The following is a 19,206-nucleotide window of genomic DNA, read 5'->3' as shown; positions in this document are numbered from 1 at the left end:
GCTCTCTGCCAGATCGCTCCCGGAGTAAACTGGAGCCACGAGGTCGCTCGAACCGTTCGGGAAGAGGATCTCATGACCTGCAACCTCACCGCGCCACAGTTGCGGGTAACTCGCTACGCAGACTTCAAGAAGCGCCAAGTGCGGAGACAACTCCGGAAACCGTTTGCGAACAATGTCTGTTTCCGCTTCCCACCGGAGCGAACGGTCAACCAGTTCCCGGTTAGCTTTCGCCACCTGCCAGACAGGAATCAATGCCTCTCTAAGCTGCTTGGCACTGCCTTCAGCGACAGGAAGTTTGGTATCTCCGAGTTCGCGAAAAGTGGCTAGAAGACGCATCCGGCTGAGTTCCTCAAGGGCTGCCAAGGCATCTGTGATTTGCAGACTCACATCTGGAGTTTTACTGCCGCGAAGGGCTTTCATTGCCTCGCGGAGCGCCGAACCATGAACATTTGGCATCTGTTGTGCTGGGCGATCGTTGGGGACGGCCAGTTCCTTTCGCATTTCCGGTCCGCAACGGATCGACACAACCTGTTCAAGGGAACTTCGCATCACTCGTTCAAATGTGGCGCAGCCAATAGTCGGAGTAATCCCAGAAACTCCTAGCTTGTCCATACGCGATTTATAGTCTGCGGATGCGACAATCCCAACTTCATCCCAAAATCCCCAGTTCAGAAGTTTGACCTCGATCGGGTATGAGGCAGCTATTTTGCGGGCTAAGGCATCCTTAAACGCGCATCCAGCAACATAGTTGGCTTGTCCCGGATTACCGTAGAAGACATTTGCTGAGGAAAAAAACGCCAGTAGCTTCGCGCCACCTTCGATTGCGGCGCGGGCAAGATTGATCGAACCTTCCAGCTTCGGAGCGAGTACGCGGCGAAAGGATTCCTCAGTGGCGCTGTGCAGCGCACAGTCTCCGAGCACGATCGCCGAATGGATGACGGCATCAAGGGTTCCGAAGCGATCGCGACCGGCGTTGACTGCACGCAGAGTCTGGTCTGGGTCTATGATGTCTGCCTGGAAATATACTGCCTCACCGCCGTTGCTGCTAATCTCACCGAGAAGTTGCTGAATTTCGCTATTGACCGCGCGGCGGCCGATCAACACCAGCCGGGACTGGTACTGCGCTGAAAGCCATTTAGCTATGGTGCTGCCAATGCCTCCTGCACCTCCGGCGATCGCAACAACTCCGTTGGGCGTGAGCATCGGACTCGCATCTAAGCTGGGTAATGGCTCCACCATCTCCAGCGACTGGACAAACCGCCTGCCATGCCGCCAAGCAATGTTCCCGCCAGCCCGTTCGCCCGGGTCAGCGAGAACTCGGGCTGCAAGAGCGGCGGCTTCCTTTGGCTGAGTCCATAACAAGTCGCTGGTATCGAGATCGATCGTAGATACACGGAGACCAGGGTACTCACGGTGCAGAACTCTCGCCACACCTGCTAACGCCGCACCTGTTGGTTTAGCATGACTCGATCCGAATCCTAGCTCTGAACCGAGTATCGAATGGTTGTCGAACGTAATTATCTTTAGCTCCGAAGCCGCCGCAGCCCCCCAACGGGAATAAATCGCGCGGATCAAGCGCAATAAGGGGTATAGGGCTCCAGTCTGCATATCGCGAACCGATTCGAGCGAGAGCAAATCGCAGGAGGATGGTCGATAGAGGAAGACAATGGCCGGCATATCGCTATACGCGCCGAGAATTGCCTCGAAGTCCGCTTGGGAAAGTCCTGCAATCGGTGTGGCGATCGCTTGCTTACCAAGGACGTTCCGAAATAGCTGAGCAAACCCCATAACCGAGATATCACCAGATTCTGGCTCTTCAAAGAAGATCGAAGTAGTTGCAGACGGAACGCAACGATCCGGCAACACTGGCGTTAAACGCCACACAGGTCTGTACATAAGGCCAGTCAGGTCGGCGTTAGCCAGGTTGTCTTTGCCATTTGGCACCGTCAAACTTTCGGCAAGACGGCGGGCGGCTTCCCGCGGCGTGAGCGTTCCATTTTGCACCAGTCTTAAGATTTCAGATCTGTTCATCTTTATCACCTCGCCCTGTCGCGATTATGGAAATATCTTGCAGCAAGCGATCCGTTTCTTCAACCGCGCGATCGCCGCGCGCCAGACCTTCAAGAACCGGAAGCAGCCATTGTTCTAGTTCTTCCTTCTGCGGCTTGTCGGCTTTCACAGTCTTCACCAACTTTACGCAGAAGTTCTCGACGATTGCCACCATTCGTCCGATGTCGTCGAGAATCACCAACTGAAAGCGCGCGATCGGTATATCTATCCCTTCGACATTCGGGGGATTTGGATCGCTCCGCTGTAGCAGTATAGTCCCATTGAGTGGAAGCGTGCTGAAGATTTGAACAGATTCGACCGATAACGGCAGCCATAGAGATGCTTTGCGCCCGTCACGCTGCAATTGGGCCTGCACAGTTTGAAATGCTGCGTCGAGAACAACCGATTGACCTCCGAACAGTGTAGGTTCTAATCCCTCGATGTCAAATAGCGCTGACGCTCCGCAGGCAAGCAGGCGAACTTCTCTGATGCCCCGGAACAGTGGCCCATAAGTTACACCTACTTGCTCAAATGCTTCGTAGTAAAGTTCCTGCGAAATGACCCGACCGCCAGGTTCGAGGAGATCCGCGAAAGAAGCCGGAACGGCCTGCGGACCAAGAGCCTCAACACTTCGGATCGATCGGCCCGATGCGTATGTATCGCCCGTAGTGTTCCGAATTGCAAACCTCACACCGTTTTGTTCAAGCGAGAGCGAGACTAGAAGTCTCATCGAATCCGCATGAATCTCTGCTCGTCGCATCCAGTTCACATCTTTAAATGATGTGGCCACGCCAAAACCGGCATTTTTCATGGCTCGGCCCACGATTTCAAGCAGTGTGGCTCCTGGCAGAGTAGGTACATCATTTATTCGGTGCTCGCGAACAATCGGGTCATCGCGATATACAAGCTCCTCGACCACTCTTTGCTTGACTAGGGTTTCATCCGGCATCTCGATCCAGCAACGCCGCCTATCAAAAGGGGAGCCGGGAAGCGAGACGCGCCAGGGTTCCGTCAGCCGATGAAGATTTTCCCATTGGACTGCTCCTCCTGTTACCCAATGGGTAGCCAGTTCCCGGAGGTCGCCCAACGTAGGCGCTTCAATCTCGACCTTGCAGGAGTTCGCAACTCCCAGGAATAGGTCGTCAGCCTTACCGCCTTGAAGATATAGATTGAGCAGAGAGCGAACCTGGTCAATCGAAACGGCGTACAGGGCGAGACGATGTTCAGATGCGCGGCGGCCAATCTGTAGCGTGAAAGCTACATCAGCCAGCCGTATTCCCGGTTCGCGGCTGAGGTGCTGTGCCAAGTTACGCGCCGCGATCCGTAAGAGCCGCTCATTCCGCGCTGAAAGGACAACCAACTCGGGCGCGATTTCACTTTCGGGCCGCCAGGGACTTTGGTATTCCTCCACGATCGCGTGGGCATTGCTGCCACCTGCACCGAAGCTGCTAATCCCGGCTCGTCGCAGTCCTTCGCTTTCCCATGTCGCACAGACTTTTTGAAGGCGGAAGGGACTGGACTCAAAATCGATCGCGGGATTGGGGATTTCCCCATGCAGGCTCGGCACGAGCAAACGGTGCTTCATTTGTAGGAGGATCTTAAACAGTCCGGCCACACCTGCCGCCGATTCCAGATGCCCAATATTCGACTTGATTGAGCCGATCGCGCAAATGCCCTTCCCGATTTCCGGCGAGGTCTCGAAAGCCGCCCGCAGACCGTCGATTTCAATGGGATCTCCGAGCGCTGTACCCGTGCCATGGGCTTCGATGTAGGAAATCGTATTGGGCGCAATCCCTGACCGCTCAAGGGCCAACCGAACGACTTCTGCTTGTGCGCTAGGGTTGGGAACGGTATAGCCATTTGTCTTGCCACCGTGGTTCATAGCACTGCCAAGAATCGTGGCGTAGATGTGGTCGCGATCGCGTTTGGCGGCGGATAGACGTTTGAGGATAACTACGCCAACCCCCTCACCGGGAACGTACCCGTCGCCGCCTGCTCCGAAGCTCCGGCATTTTCCATCCGTTGAGGCGAAACGGAGTTGTGCCATCTGAACAAACTTCGAGGGATGCAGATAGAGATTAACGCCACCAGCGATCGCCACATCGCATTCTCCTCGGCGCAGGCTCTCACAAGCTAGGTGGATGGCGCTCAGAGACGCGGAACAAGCTGTGTCCACGGGAATACTTGGACCATGTAGGTCTAGCGTATAAGATACCCGGTTGGCGACAGACCAGAATGATGAATTCGGGAAAACCGCGTGACCCCGGCCCCACGCATCGGCCCCGAAGAGCTGGTAGCTTCCCCAAGTAACACCCGCGAATACTCCTGTCTGCTGGCTTTGCCCATTCCTGCCGCATCGCAGGGAATCCGCTTGATATCCCGCGTCCTCAAGGGCGAGCCAAGCGGATTCGAGGAAGAGTCGCTCCTGCGGGTCTATCAACTCCGCATCCTTGGGGGTAATACCGAAAAAGAGCGGATCAAACCGATCGACATCGTTTAGGAATCCGCCCCAGCGTGCATAGGTCTTCAATGGATTCCCTGGTTGCGGGTCATAAAACAGAGAATGATCCCATCGATCGGGCGGAACTTCGCGGATGGACTCCCTGCCGTCGCGCAGCAACTCCCAAAGTTCGTCAAGACTATCCGCGCCTGGGAACCGCCCATTCACACCGATAATCGCGATCGTATCATCGTTATCATCGTTGTTAGGGTTCGCCGCAATCGGTTCCGGGCTGCTAGAAGCGGGAATCGTGACTTGAGATGGCTTGGTCAGATAGACCGCTAACTCGCGAATCGTTTTGTGGTGGAAAAGCAGGGTCTTTGGCAGCGTTCCAAACTGTTCTTCTAGTTGTAGAGTAATGCGCCGAATCGACACCGAGTCAATTCCGTAAACATCGAGTCCGGCTGTGGGATCGATCCGTTCTGGATCAATTTTCAATTCCTTGCCGAACAACTCGCGAAGCAGTGATTCTATGGGTTCCAGCGAAATACGTGGCGATCGCTCCATAACACCAAGGAATTTCCGCAATCGCGCCGTGTCCCCCCAAGTGGCGATAACCGAGGTCTCTCCCAACGCCAATAACTTCTCGATTAGATCCAGCCCTTCACCTGAAGGAAGTGGCACCATGCCGGTTTGCTCAAAGATATCCGAAAGCATATCCGCTGGCATCTGCATACCGCCTTCCTGCCAAAGAGACCAATTTATGGAAAGAGTCCTGCCAACTCGATGTTCAGCGAATTGGTCGAGGAACGCATTAGCTGCCGCATAGTCGGACTGACCGGGATTACCAACAACGGCGGCAAGGGAAGAGAAGAGGAGGAAAAAATCCAGATCGTCGTTCCTTGTCGCTCGCTCTAAAAGTAGAGTGCCCTCCACCTTTGGTGCCAACACTCTTAGGAACGATTCATCCTCTTTGCGACTGATGTAACAATCTTCAAGGATTCCCCCCGCGTGGATCGCGCCGTGAATGGCTCCAAATCGGTGACGAGTCCTGCGTACTGCCTCCTTCACGTCTGCGGCACTGGTGATATCGGCACAAACGTAGATAGCCTCTCCACCAAGTTCTCTGATTTCCTGGATTAGGCGGACGCTTTCAGGCCCAAATCGTTTCCTTCCCAACAACGCAACCTTGGCGTGGAATTTGGTGGCCAAGTGCCGCGCCAGAATGCGTCCAATTCCCCCGGCTCCGCCACTAATTAAGTAAACACCCTGGGAGCGGAATTTTGCGGATGCAGTTTTGGCGGGTTCATCCTGTTCCGGCAGTTCCTCGGAGAAGCGCTCTTGGAATATACCGTTGCGAACCGAGAGTTCCTTCGCTTGGCCAGCTTGTAGTGCTGGAATCCGAACGCATAGCGGTAGCAGGGAAGTAGGAGCAAAGGCTAATTCGTCCACGGCGAGGGAGGCGGCAGCCACATTCGGGTACTCGGCGACAAGTGTACGTAGGAATGCTGCCTGCATGGTTGAATTCGCACCAGTGGCGACGGCGATCAGTTCCACCGCGCGATCGCCCTGACGAAGTATCGCCCTACACAACTTTAAGAGTTCTAATAGCGCCCCTTCCTGTTCCTGGGGCGAATCGCAAAAGTGCCATACACGGACAACCGCTAAGGGAGCCGGATCGGAATCTGGCCATCCGACGGAGATATTAATCCCAGGCTGCATCTGTTGCAGCAGTTCGATCCACTCCTGACTCGAAATGCCTAGTCCACTGAGAATCAAAGAGCCGCCATCGTATGGATTCGCTGGCACCTCGCGCCAGACGCGCCGCGCCAGCAGCATCCCGTGCGACCTCTCCGAGGGCGGTTTAAGTGGCACTGATGACGCGCAGCCTCGCATCGGCTCTCCTGCGGGCAACCAATAGCGTTCTCGGAGAAACGGATATCCCGGCAATGATACGATCGCACCCGATGCTTTCCAATTCACATCTGCGCCGTCCGCCCACCGCCTCGCGGCAGAAAGCAAATCGCCTCTGTCAATCATCTGCTGAGTTTGTGGGCAAATCTGGCGCAATAACGCGGGCGGGGCCTGCACTTGGCGGGTGGAGAGCTTTCCGGCAAACGTCCTAGTATCAGGTGTTCCGGCTAACCAGTCGCGCAGGGAGTCGAGCAGCAGGGCTGTAGAATCAGCTACGATTGCCAGCCTGTAGGCCATCGGTTCGCGACCTCGCTGTAGAGTTGCCGCAACGGACGCAATATCGGTATCGGGTTCCGCCTTGATAGCATCCGCGATCGCGGATGCCAAGAACCGCAGTCGCTCCTCGTTGGCAGCCGAAATTGGGATCAGCTCCGGTTTTTGCTGCCTCACAACGGGTGCATCCGTGTCAGAGACGAACTCTTCCAGAATTACGTGGGCGTTTGCGCCGCCCGCTCCAAATGAGCTCAATCCGGCCCGCCGTAAACCAGAACCAGGAGTCCAGTCGGTCAAGTCGCGTTGCAGCCGAAAGCAGGTGTTCTCAAACAAGATGGACGGATTCGGTGTTTCAGCGTGCAGGGAAGGAACGAGTTTTCCGTACTTCATCTGTAGCAAGACCTTCGTAAGCCCCGCAATGCCTGCCGCTGACTCCAAATGCCCGATATTGGATTTCACCGAACCGATCGCGCAAGGTTCCCCAATCTCCCGCCTGCCACCAAATACACGGCTTAGTGCCACGATTTCCAGTGGATCGCCCAACTCTGTTCCCGTACCATGCGCTTCCACATAGCTCAAAGAATCCGCCCCGAAACCCGATTGTTCGAGCGCGCGTTCAATCGCCGCAGCCTGCGCCGCTGGATTCGGAACGCTGTAGCCATGCGTCCGTCCGCCGTGATTTACGCTAGAGCCGCGAATCACACCGTAGATGCGATCGCCATCGGACACAGCTTGCGCCAACGGCTTCAGAACAACAGCCCCAGCGCCTTCGCCTGGCACATAACCATCGCCGCCAATACCAAAGCTCCGGCAGCGTCCGTCGCTCGAAGCGAATTGCTGCTGGCTCAACCCAACGTATTTTGAAGGGTGCAAGTAAAGGTTCACCCCCCCCGCCAGGGCGAGATCGCATTCTCTTCGATGAATCGCTTCGCAAGCTAGGTGGACAGCTACGAGTGAGGAGGAACAGGCGGTATCGACGGTCATGCTCGGGCCGCTCCAATTGAGGACATGGGAAACCCGGTTCGCCACCGTCCAGTGCGAAGCTCCCGGAATGACTACGCGACCCCTTGCCCATTCTTCAGCAGCAAGTAACTGATAGCTTCCCCACGTCACGCCCACAAATACACCTGCCTTGACCCCCAGATCGACGCGCCCCGCCGACAGACCCGAAGGAGTATAAGCCGCATCCTCCAATGCCTGCCAGCAAACTTCGAGAAAGATGCGTTCTTGGGGGTCCATAAGTTCGGCTTCTTTGGGTGAAATGCCGAAGAACAGCGGATCGAATTTGTCGGCATCCTCTAAGAAACCGCCCCACTTAGTGTAAGAGCTGGTGGGATTTCCCCGATCGGGGTCGTAAATCAGTTTGTGATCCCAGCGCTCGTCGGGAACTTCACGGATTGCGTCCACGCCCGACATCAGCAGTTGCCAAAACTCATCTATATTTTTGGCTCCGGGATATCTGCCCGCAAGTCCCACGATCGCAATTTCTACTGGAGCACAGGGTGTTGGTGCTGGGTGGATACTGGCCTGGGGCGCGACTGCTGTTCCACTTAGCATCTCTGGACGCTCCTTGAGTAGAAATTGCACGAGCTCGTTCAGGTTCCTCTGCTCAAAGAACAGGCTGGAAGGCAACGGTCCAAATCTCTCCGAGAGCAAGGCGTTCAGCTTTTTAATCAACAGAGAGTCCAACCCCAAACTGTCCCACGGATCGAGAAGGTTCAGTTTCTCTCTCGGTATTGCCAAGGCATCCGCGAGCAATCCCCGGACAATCTCAACAGGGGCATCTCCATTCGTCAATGAGACTTCTGGAGTCAGACCAGACGGTAGAGGTGAGCAACGTACCGGGCGAAATGGATAATGAGGCAAGGAAAGGGGACGAGCTTGGTTCTTGGGATAGAGGAGTTCCCATTCAACTGCTGCCGATGCTTCGTAAGCCGAGGTCAGATCCAGTAGCAGATTTTTTCGTTGGACTCCGATCGCGATCGCCGCCTTTCTGACTAGCTCCCCAGGTTGACCTTGGCTCCACTCGATAGGCGTATCGATCGCTCCCCCTAAAAACTGCTGTCGCAGCAAGTCGGCACTATCCGCGACGAAGGCAACCCGATATTGGAAGTGGCTTCGACGAGTGGCCAATGTGGCAGCGAATTCCCGCAAAGATACCATCGGGTTAGCATCAAGGAAACGAACCAAGTCTGCGAGCCTGTCCTGTAAGGCTTCCTTTGATTTCGCAGACACGAGGAACAGCTCCGGTTCAGATGCCGATGGAACAGCCGCTAGTGTTGGAGATGGAGGTTCCTCCAAGACTGCATGGCAATTGGTGCCACTGAACCCGAAGGAGCTAACCGTCGCCCGCAGTGGCGTACCTACCGGGGCCTGCCAGGGACGGAGTTCGTTATTAACATAGAATGGCGTTAATTCAAAAGAAATCTGCGGATTAGCCCGCTCGAAGTGCAAGGAGGGCGGCAATTGGCGGTGGCGGAAGCACAGCAGTACCTTGATTACCGCCGCCACACCCGCAGCATAAACTGTATGACCAATATTCGTTTTTACGGAGCCGATCGCGCAAAAGCCCGTCCGGGATGTCTTCTCGCGGAATGCCCGCGCGATCGCCTCTACTTCGATGGGATCTCCAAGGGCCGTTCCGGTTCCATGGGCTTCGACCATCGTAATGGTCGCTGGGTCGATGCCGCTTACTGCATATACCTCTCGTTCAAGGGCGCTCTGACTCAGGCTGCTTGGCGCGGTGATCCCATTGCTTTGGCCATCCTGGTTTACCGCAATTCCACGGATGACTCCGTGAATCCGGTCGTTGTTCTGCATTGCGTCTTCTAGTCGCTTCAGAACCAAGACTCCTACGCCTTCTCCGGGAACGAATCCGTCCGCACCTGCGGAAAATGCTCTGAGCTTTCCTGATGGCGAAAGCATTCCTGCTTTGCCACAGAGTAGATGGAACCGTGGGGTATTCATGATGAACGCTCCGCCAGCGATCGCTGTACTGCACTGCCCAGAAAGCAGAGATCGGCAGGCCAAGTCGATCGCCACGAGTGAAGACGAGCAAGCCGTATCCACGGTGATGCTTGGACCTTTAAGATTCAACAGGTAGGAAAGGCGAGCGCTGAGGATTGCCGAATGATTTCCTGTAAGGATGTGTCCGTCCAGTGCCATACCAGATTGCTCGAGCCACTCGGCATAGTCTCCTGCGCTGGCGGCGGCGAAGACCCCACAGGCTGCGCCATCCAGTTCGCGGTCTGGAATCCCCGCATCTTCGATCGCTTTCCAGGCCTCCTCCAGGAAAAGGCGCTGTTCTGGACTCATGAACTGAGCCTCCGCTCCCGTAATCCGGAAAAAGAGTGAATCCCACTCATGAACTTCGTCAAGAAATGCCCCGAATTGGCAATATCGGGTATAATCTGCATCACCGGTCTCTTGGGAGAGAGTCTCTGGCTCCCAACGCTCTTTGGGGACTGCGCCGCAGGAGCTGATCCCCGATTGCAGGTTCGACCAAAACTGCTCGATGTTCTGCGCTCCGGGGAAACGCCCACTCATTCCGACAATGGCGATATTACCAGTGGGAAGTGATCGCGCCGATTCTGGGTTGGCGATCGCTTCTGACAGATCTCGGTTGGCTCGAATTTGAGATGTTGGAACTGACTGCGCGAGTTCTGGGTTGGCGATCGCTTCTACTCCACGACCCATCGAAATTACGATTTTGCCAATATTCTCCCGGCTTTCTAGGTATTGGAACGCATTGCGAATCTGGCTCAGCGGGAACACGCGATCGACCATCCCCTCACCCGCTCCTCGATCGAGAGCCGCTACCATCTGGTCGAGATATTCCCTGGTTTCGGGCGATCGGCGCATCAGCAAACGTCGCAAGTCTAAGCTGAGAATCGTCTGGTTGTCTACGAGTCGCGACAGATCCAGTGAAGATCCCGACTTCCATGCCGTCATCGCCAGTTCGACATATCGGCCGCCAGGAGCAAGGACTTCAATGCCCTTCTGGAGCGCATCACCGGACAAAGTGTTTAAAACAACGTCAACACCGCGATTCTCGGTCAGTCTGAATACTTCGTCCCGGAAATCAGTTTCGCGGTAAGCGATCGTGTGATGGACACCGATACTTTTCAGATAATCTAGTTTGCGCTCGCTGCCGGCAGTCGCGAAGACTTCCGCACCGACCTCAAGGGCCATGCGAACAGCGTGCAAACCGGTACCACCAGCCGCAGTCTGAATCAAAATTCTTTCACCTGGGCGCAGATTTGCCCGACCCAGCGCACAGTGGGCTGTCAACCACGCAACCGGAAACGCCGCCGCCATCTCATGGGGGACATGAGCCGGTTTCCGCACCGTGAGCCAAGCTTCAGCGTTCACCACCTCGGAGAGTCCTCCCATTGACTCTCCCAGTATGGACACCACTTCGTCACCTGGCTGGAATCCTTCAACGCCTTCGCCCACACTTATGACCCGGCCTGAAACTTCAAAGCCAGGCGTAAAGGGGTATGGAGGCATCGTCGGGTAAAGCCCTTTGATACAAAGGAGGTCGCCGAAGTTTAGCGAACAAGCCTGAACTGCGATCTGCACTTTGCCAGCTTCGGGTAGTTCCACGGTTCGCGTCTGCAGTTGTAGTTCGGCTACGGAACTGGGACTTGTCAGCAGCACAGCGCTTGGGAAATCTGGTTCCACGGGAGCTGAAGCCGGAACTGGCTCACAGGTACGCAAATCTTCGGTGTCCACGGTATGCGGGCGGTGCTCTTCGTTCAGATGCTTCGCCAGACTGCTTACGCTTGGATAGTCAAACAGAACAGTCGTCCGCAGATTGAGCGACAATACGCGGTTGATCCCGCGAATCAGATCGACGGCGCTGATCGAGTCTAGACCGTACTCAGCGAATCGGCGGTCGTCGTCGATCCGGGCTGTTGGAATCTGCAAGCATTCTGAAACAAGCTCCCGGATTCGATCCTCCCACGGTCGGCTTGCTGACCGAACCCCGGCAGGTCTAACGGCTTGAAATAGCGCCTGACGGTATGTGTGGCAATCCTCTGACTCGGTTGTATCAACCAGTGAGAAGCCGGTTTCCTCAAGCAGTGCTTTCCATCGAGATGACGACAACAGTGGAGAACCGGGCAAACGCTCAGGCTCGTCTTCAAACGACCACCAGCCGTCTGTCAGCCCAAAGGTCGCCGTCAGTACGTTTGAGACTTTCGTGAGTTCGTTTAAAAGTAGTAATCCGCCCGGCTTCAACAAACGATGAATATTGGCGAGCGATCGCCGGATGTCCCTTGTGGCGTGAATGACGTTGGATGCAGCGATCGCATCGAAGGAAGTCGGCAGACCGAACCCCTCCGGCCTCTCAATATCTAGGGTGCTGAACTTGAGAAAAGGATAGGTGCCGCCAAAGCGATTAGCAGCAGCTCGGACAAGCGTCGGGGATAAGTCCGTGAACCAATACTCCAGTCCTCCGGTTTCGGGCCCCATCTTTTCCAATATAGCCTTTGTGGAAGCGCCCGTTCCCGCCCCAATCTCCAGCACGCGCAGAGTGGCACCTTTGTTATTTCGCGATCGCAGACTGATGGCTTCAGCGACGAGCTGGCTGAAACGATCGGCAGGCGGATTGCCCTGATAAACGGCTTCGACGAGTTCCGCTGACCCGTCAGGGAAAAGAACTTCGGTCGCGCTAACCTGTGCCCGCATAACTGCTGCACATTGGTTGAGACATCGATCGAGCAGACGGAGCCAAGAAGCAGTCCCGGGTTCCTCAAGCGCGTCGCGGCGGAGAGCGGATTCGTCAATGCCACTTGTAGCCGCCGCTTTAGAGGAGGTGAGGATGGCCGCTCGAAGCCGCCGAAATCTGGGAGCCACTTCAGATTCGCCGACTTCGCGAAGAACCCTGGCGAGTCCCGAAGCAGCCAACAGTTCCAGCGACTCAAAGCCCTTATGAAACCCCTCGATCGCATCTCCGGAAACCGTGTTGATGCTTTCGACGCAGCCAAGGCTACTACACAAACTATCCGTTGCCTTGAAGATGGCCACCTGGGCAAGATCGCTGCTGAGCATACGGTCAAACGCGGCGAGACCTTCGGTGGTCGAAATCGAGCCGATTCCTTGGCGTTTCAGCCTTGCCCTATACTCCGGCGAAGCGACAATCCCAGTTTCTCCCCAATAGCCCCAATTGCAGGTAAAAATCCGTACTTCTGGTCGCTCTCTCCGCATGAGAACCGCATAAGCGTCCTGGTAGGCGCATCCCGCGACATAATTACCTTGTCCCGGATTTCCCGCAAACGAGTTCAAAGACGAGAAGAACGCTAGAAAATCAAGCTTGTCCTGGCGAGTGGCACGATCGATTGAGATCGTGCCCGCCACCTTCACCTCGAACGCGGCGAGAAAATCCGCTTCCGTAAGATTGGTCAGGCTGCCATCTCTGAGAACTAGAGCTGAATGAACAACTCCGTGGATCGACCCGAAACGCGATCGCGCTTCTTCAAACATCCGTGCGGTTTCCGAGAGATTGGTAATATCTCCTGAAAGGTAAATAGCTTCCGAACCAGCTTGTTCGAGTCTCTTGAGAAGGGTGCGAATAGTAGCGTCAATCGGTCGTCGGCCCAACAGCACCAAGCAGACCGAAGTTTTTGAAGCAAAATGCTCCGCGAGTGCAGCACCGATGCCACCTGCCCCGCCAGCGATCGCGTAGACACCCCCACGGCGTAGAGTCACCTGTCTTTGGGGGACTTCCACGGCTTCGAGTACCCGTTCACGGATACCGTTTTTATCTAAGGAGAGTTCACGAAACCGTCGGGAATCTCCTAATGCTTCCCCGAACGCATCCACCAGGATCTGTGCCTTTCCGGTTTGCAGCCATTGCGAGCTTACATCCAAGCAACATACACGCCAATGGGGGTTCTCGGCGGCGATCGTGCGGGCTAGTCCTGCTACACTGGCGGAGCCGGGAACAGGTACATCGGTTTTGGAAACCGCCCCTGCGTCTAGCGTCAGGACCCGCAGTTCCAGTGGTTCCGGAGCCGGGACTAACTTCCGCAGGTTGAGGATTAAGCGGAAAAGACCGATCGCGGCATTGTCGCCCGTGTCCGCTAAGTACCAAACAGCAGAAGGTTTTGACTCGTCTAGACTTTCCGCGATCGCTCCGTGTGCGATCGATGCTGCTTCGCGCACACAGTCAGGAATACTGCCGACAGCCGAAACGATCGCGACTCCACCTTGCCCCGAAACGGCGGGAAATGCAATCCGCTGTTGGGGAAGCGATCGCCACACGGGCTGGAAATACCGCAGTCGGTCTTCTGGAGACACTAACTCTGCAGCGGGCAAAGAAATGGACTGTAAGTCTGGACTGCCGGACTTCCATCGCTCCGTCATTAGGCAAACGCCGTCAAGCTGAAGGATGACCGCGCCTTGAGAATCTGTGGCCGAGATGTCAAACCGTGCCGATTCGGCAGTCTGAGCGATCCGGTGGGCGCGGATATAGCGAACCGACGCGAGTTCTCCATCAAGCCACAGCCAGTTCACCGAATAGGGTACGAATAACTGGTTTCCGGAATCGACGAACAGCGCCCCTGTCACCTGCAAGGCAGCGTCAATAATTGCCCAGTCTTCTCCTCCGGCTGCGCGGAGCTTGCCCAGGGCTTGAGACTCCTCCACGCGAATAGATTCAAGCAGCCGACATGACGGCCCGTATTCAATGCCACGTCGCGAAAATAGGCGATCGATTTCAATGGTGTCAAGCTCTATCGCAGAGGAATCTTTGACACCCAACGTCTTGTCAATATCGGGAATGGGTGATGTTCTGGCGGAATCGCCGACGCAGGTAGCTCGGCAGAATTGGCGGCCATCCGCACCGACGATGTGGTAAACCAAGCCTTCTGGAACTTGGTTTGCGAGGGCGACAGTAGCCTCCAACGGCTCCTTCGAGACGATCGCGGGTTCGAGGAAAGTCAACCCGCTCCACTGTTGAGATGTCCCTTTGCCCACTGCGGCAAACAGCATCGTTAAAAACGCGCCCCCCGGAACCACCATCCGCGAATCAACGCGGTGGTCTTGCAGCATCTGGTCTTTTTCGGTGAAAGTAGCCGTCCGGCGGTTGGTGTCTTCCTGGACCGATGGCGTTTCTGCAACCCAATAGCGCTGACGTTCAAAAGGATAGGTGGGCAAACCGGTGACGTGAGTGCCCGTGGCCTTCGGGATTTCCGCAATTTCCCCGTTCCACAGAGGCAGAGATTCATTTTGGGCGATCGCCTCTAGCCTTTCGCGACATTCGACAATGGATGATGCCGCGAATCGAATCTTTTCCTCCATCCATTCCCGGCGGCTCTGGAGCGTAAAAGCAAGATTCGCAAGAGTTACATCTGATGAGGTCAGCGCCTCCGCCATAGCTGTAGCGTAGCGCCGAAGCGCTTCCGGAGTGCGGGCTGAAAGCACTATTTCATGAGTACCCTCTTCCCTTCGGATACTGCTAATGGAACTTACTGGTGGTTCCGAAACGATCAGGTGAACGTTTACTCCACCCGCGCCAAACGAACTGATTCCCGCGATTCGTTCCCCTTCGACTTCCCACGGAGCCGTTTCCCGCTGCAAATAGAATGGTGTAGAGTCGAACCTGATTTCCGGATTTGTTTCCAAGCAATGCAGCGACGGAACCAGCGTTTTGTGTCGCATCTCAAGCAGGACTTTAATCAGCGCCGCGACTCCCGCCGCAGCCTCCAAATGACCGATGTTTGACTTCACCGAGGAGACGGTACAAAAGCCTCGGTCGGCTGTGTAGCGGGAAAACGCAGCCGTCAAACCGGCGATTTCGATCGGATCGCCAAGAGCCGTTCCAGTTCCGTGCGCCTCAATGTGAGAGACTTGCCGCGCGCTAACGCCCGCGCGCCGGAGGGCCTCCTCGATCGCTCTTGCCTGGAACCCGGGATGAGGCACGGTATATCCGCCTGTTCTTCCGTTGTGGTTTGTCGCCGACCCGCGTATTACTCCGTAGATAGTGTCATCGTTCTCAAGTGCTTGCGCCAAGGAGCAAAGCACTACAGCGCCTACACCCTCACCCGCCACGTAACCGTCTGCTCCTGCTCCGAAACTCCGACAGCGCCCGCTGCGCGACAACATCTGCATCTGTCCGAGCAGTTGATACTTATCAGGGTGCAAACTCAGATTCACACCACCCGCAAGCGCTAGCGAACAATCCCCGCGACGAATACTCTCGCAGGCCATGTGTATGGCAAGGAGTGAAGATGAACACGCCGTGTCCAGAGTAACGCTTGGCCCATGGAAATCGAAGAAGTGACTGACTCGATTGGCCACTGAAAACGACCAAGAAGCGGGGAGCATCCCCGTTTGCTGGCGGAAAAGCTGGTACTCGTTCCACATCACGCCAGCGAACACTCCCACGCCGCCGCCGGATCTTTCAGAATGTAGTTCCTTGAGCCTGTCCCGGCAATAACCGGCATCTTCGAGGGCCGCCCAGGCCACCTCAAGGAAGAGCCGTTCCTGTGGGTCCATTAACCGGGCATCGCGAGGTGAAATCTGAAAAAAGAGAGGATCGAAACAATCGAAATCGTCAATAAATCCGCCCCATTGCCTTCCAGGAGTAACAAGTCCACCGGATTCATTCTGCCAGCGGCCGGCTGGAACTTCTGTGATACAGTCTCGCCCGGCTTCCAGATTGCGCCAAAACTCGCGCAGATTGGTGGCCTTTGGAAACCGCCCATTTACCCCGATGATGGCAATTGGCTCTGGGTCTTTATTACCCGTACTTTTAATGCGCGATCGCGGCATCGGCTCTGGGTCTTTACCACTCGTACCTTCAATGCGCGATCGCGGCATCTGACCAGCGACAGATTCTGCGTCGGCGATCGCACCGCTCCAGACGACCACCTGCCCGTGCGCCTCTGGGCATCTGAGTATTCGTTCCAGAGCCTGGATACCAGCCTCCGTTTGTAGCACTTCCAATCCGTGGCGCTTACGGATCTCCCGCTGCTTATCTGGGGAAATCTTCATACCGCCACTTGTCCATGGCGGCCAAGCGATAGAGATGGTTCTACCTTTCCTCAACCCCTTAGCCCGTAGCTGTTCGCGATGTTCGGCAAACCGATCGAGAAACCCGTTCGCATAAGCGTAGTCGCTCTGCCCGATGTTTCCGACCATTGCCGAAATCGAACTGAATAGAACGAAGAAGTCGAGCGGCTGGTTGCTCGTCACCGCGTCTAACTGCAAAGTGCCTATCAGTTTCGGAGCGAGCACGCGCCCAATCGACGCGAGATCCTTGTTCCCAAGAATTCTATCTTCCTTGATCCCTGCGGCGTGAATTATGCCTCGAATCGGGCCCAATGACTCTTGCGTCTCGCTCAGGCAGGTCTGCAACGCGCTGGAGTCTGTAACATCGACTTGACGGTAAACAAGGGATTTCGCGAAGGTATCCAGTTCCCGTTGCAATTCCGCACTGGCTGGCGATCGCGCCGTAATTAGGACTCTTGCTCCTGCTTCCACGAACCGCTGGGCAAATAACAGACCCAGCCCGCTTCCACCTCCGGCGATCCAATAGACGGCATCTGGTCGAATCTGAATATCACCAACCTGCCCGTCGCCTTCAGAGAGGATACGGGCATTTCTGCAAAGGCGAATTCCCGCCTGGTAGCGAACTTCAAACGGCTGGTCTGCTTCGCCGAACTGGAATTCCTCCAAAACGGCATTGGCCAGATCTGCGGAACCAACCTCTATAACTCTGCCTGCAAGAGATGGATACTCGATCGCCACAGTCCGAAAATGGGCGGCGATCGCGGTTTCTTGTGGGGGGCCATCCGGATCTGCCCCATAGAGTACCGTGACTCGCGGCACCGGACGCATGGCCAATATCGACTGTTCGAGCAATACAAGACTCTCGAATCCAGTCACCATCCAATCCGACAAACTCCCGGGCATTTCGCTGGTAGGGATGTCATGGTTCCAAAGATGGACTATATGCAGTTGTTTCAGCGCCCCCGCCACTGCCAGAAACTTGTCGAAATCGATGCGACGAGCAGGATTTACCTGGTAGTGACCCTCGCCGATCGCGACAAAACGCGGCCCCGGTTCCGCCCACAGCACCAGACGATTTGTCGCATCGAAAGCTGGGGTATTTCGCAGGCGCATCCATTGCTCCGGCCGAGCAAAAACAAGCAGAGGCGCGATCGAATCCGCACTCTTGCGTCCCGCACCTCGGTAAGGTTCCCAATCGAAGACTCTAAGGGCAGGCACGCAGTTTACTGGTTCGTCTGAAAGCTCGTTTTCCGCCGCCTGTTCTGATACCAGGAGGCTCATCCTCCCAAAATGCTCGCCCAGATAGCCAGCCAGCGCCTCTATGTTTGGGTATTCAAACAGTAGCGTCGGATATATCTCTTTCCCCGTTTGCTGCTCAATGGTATGAGCGAGCTGAAGCAATTGCGTTGAGTCGAGACCTAGATCGTAAAATCCGGTCTGTTCGGGAATCTGGGTCGTCTGCTTACCCACCAACTCTGCGACCCGATGCCGCAAATAGTCAGTCCAGTCTCCATAAGGGTTCGTCTGCTCCAGTGGCTGAGGCATTATTTGAGTAGGCGCTTCCCGCTTCAACTCGGTCAATCGACTGATCGCGGAGGCATCGCGAATGCGCTTTAATAAACAGTTGTGCATCGCCGCAACCGGATTGCCATCTCCATCGAAAAGAAAGATATCGCGACTGAACGCTTCGCTTACCGTTGATGAACTCGCCGCATCCAAGTCTGGCATAGGAACGAAAACGTAGCAGGTCTGTGGCCCACGTTTCCAGATTCGGAACGACTCGATATAAAAGGGTACGTAAGGGCTTCCCGCCAGACGCTCCGTTTCCTCTTCATTCAAGAAAAAGGGGACTAGAGTGGAACCGTCCAGATAGGCGGGATGGATCAAAAAATCGCTTTCGTAAGACTGAGAAACCTCACTCAAGTGAAACTGCGCGACTACCGCTCTCGGTTTTCTGTGCAATAATCCCAGCGGCTGGTAGAACTCGCCATGTACGATTCCGGCTGTGCGGGCGACCTCGTACATACTACTAGCCTGCAAGACAACGCGATCGCCACTTACCGAACGCGCCTCTTCATTGAGTGCAGGGGGCGCACCAGATGACACGCGAATTACCTTGCAGCGCGCATGGACTCGCCATTCCTCTTCGAGAGCTTTGCCATCCTTTTCCGCCTGACTCTCAACCGTAACGTCAGACTCTTCGCCCATGCTCCGGAATGAGATTCGCAGTCGTCGGTCGAAGGACTCCGTAGTTGCTACGGGTTCTATGAAGAGGATATTCCGAACCTCGATTTCAGAAAGATCGATACCTCTGCTGACAGCGATTCGGCAGATGAGGTCTACCAGACATACGCCTGGCAGAATGCGGACATCGAACACACGATGATCCCCCACAACGGGATCTTCATGCCGGACAATCGTTTGATACTGCCGTTCGGTAAGGTTTTTTTGATCCATCACCCTTTTGTCGTCCATTTGAATCAAATGATAGTTTATTCCTGCTCGTTCCGAGT

Annotated in this window: 1 protein-coding gene and 1 pseudogene; both read right to left on the bottom strand. The window is 55.5% G+C overall.

Annotated elements, in window-relative coordinates; translation table 11 throughout:
- Positions 1-660 precede the first annotated feature (660 nt).
- Positions 661-1,203, bottom strand: a pseudogene (locus QUB70_RS32635) (ketoreductase domain-containing protein); the annotation flags it as partial.
- An 814-nt stretch (positions 1,204-2,017) separates the two neighbouring features.
- Positions 2,018-19,150 carry an SDR family NAD(P)-dependent oxidoreductase gene (locus tag QUB70_RS07445; RefSeq protein WP_332979349.1) on the bottom strand — a complete coding sequence of 5,711 codons (17,133 nt, stop codon included), beginning with the start codon at positions 19,148-19,150 and terminating at the stop codon, positions 2,018-2,020.
- Positions 19,151-19,206 lie beyond the last annotated feature (56 nt).

Origin of the sequence: Microcoleus sp. A003_D6 (assembly GCF_036702825.1) — a bacterium.
Classification (GTDB): Bacteria; Cyanobacteriota; Cyanobacteriia; order Cyanobacteriales; family Microcoleaceae; genus Microcoleus.
This window is presented reverse-complemented; position numbering and strand designations above follow the sequence as displayed.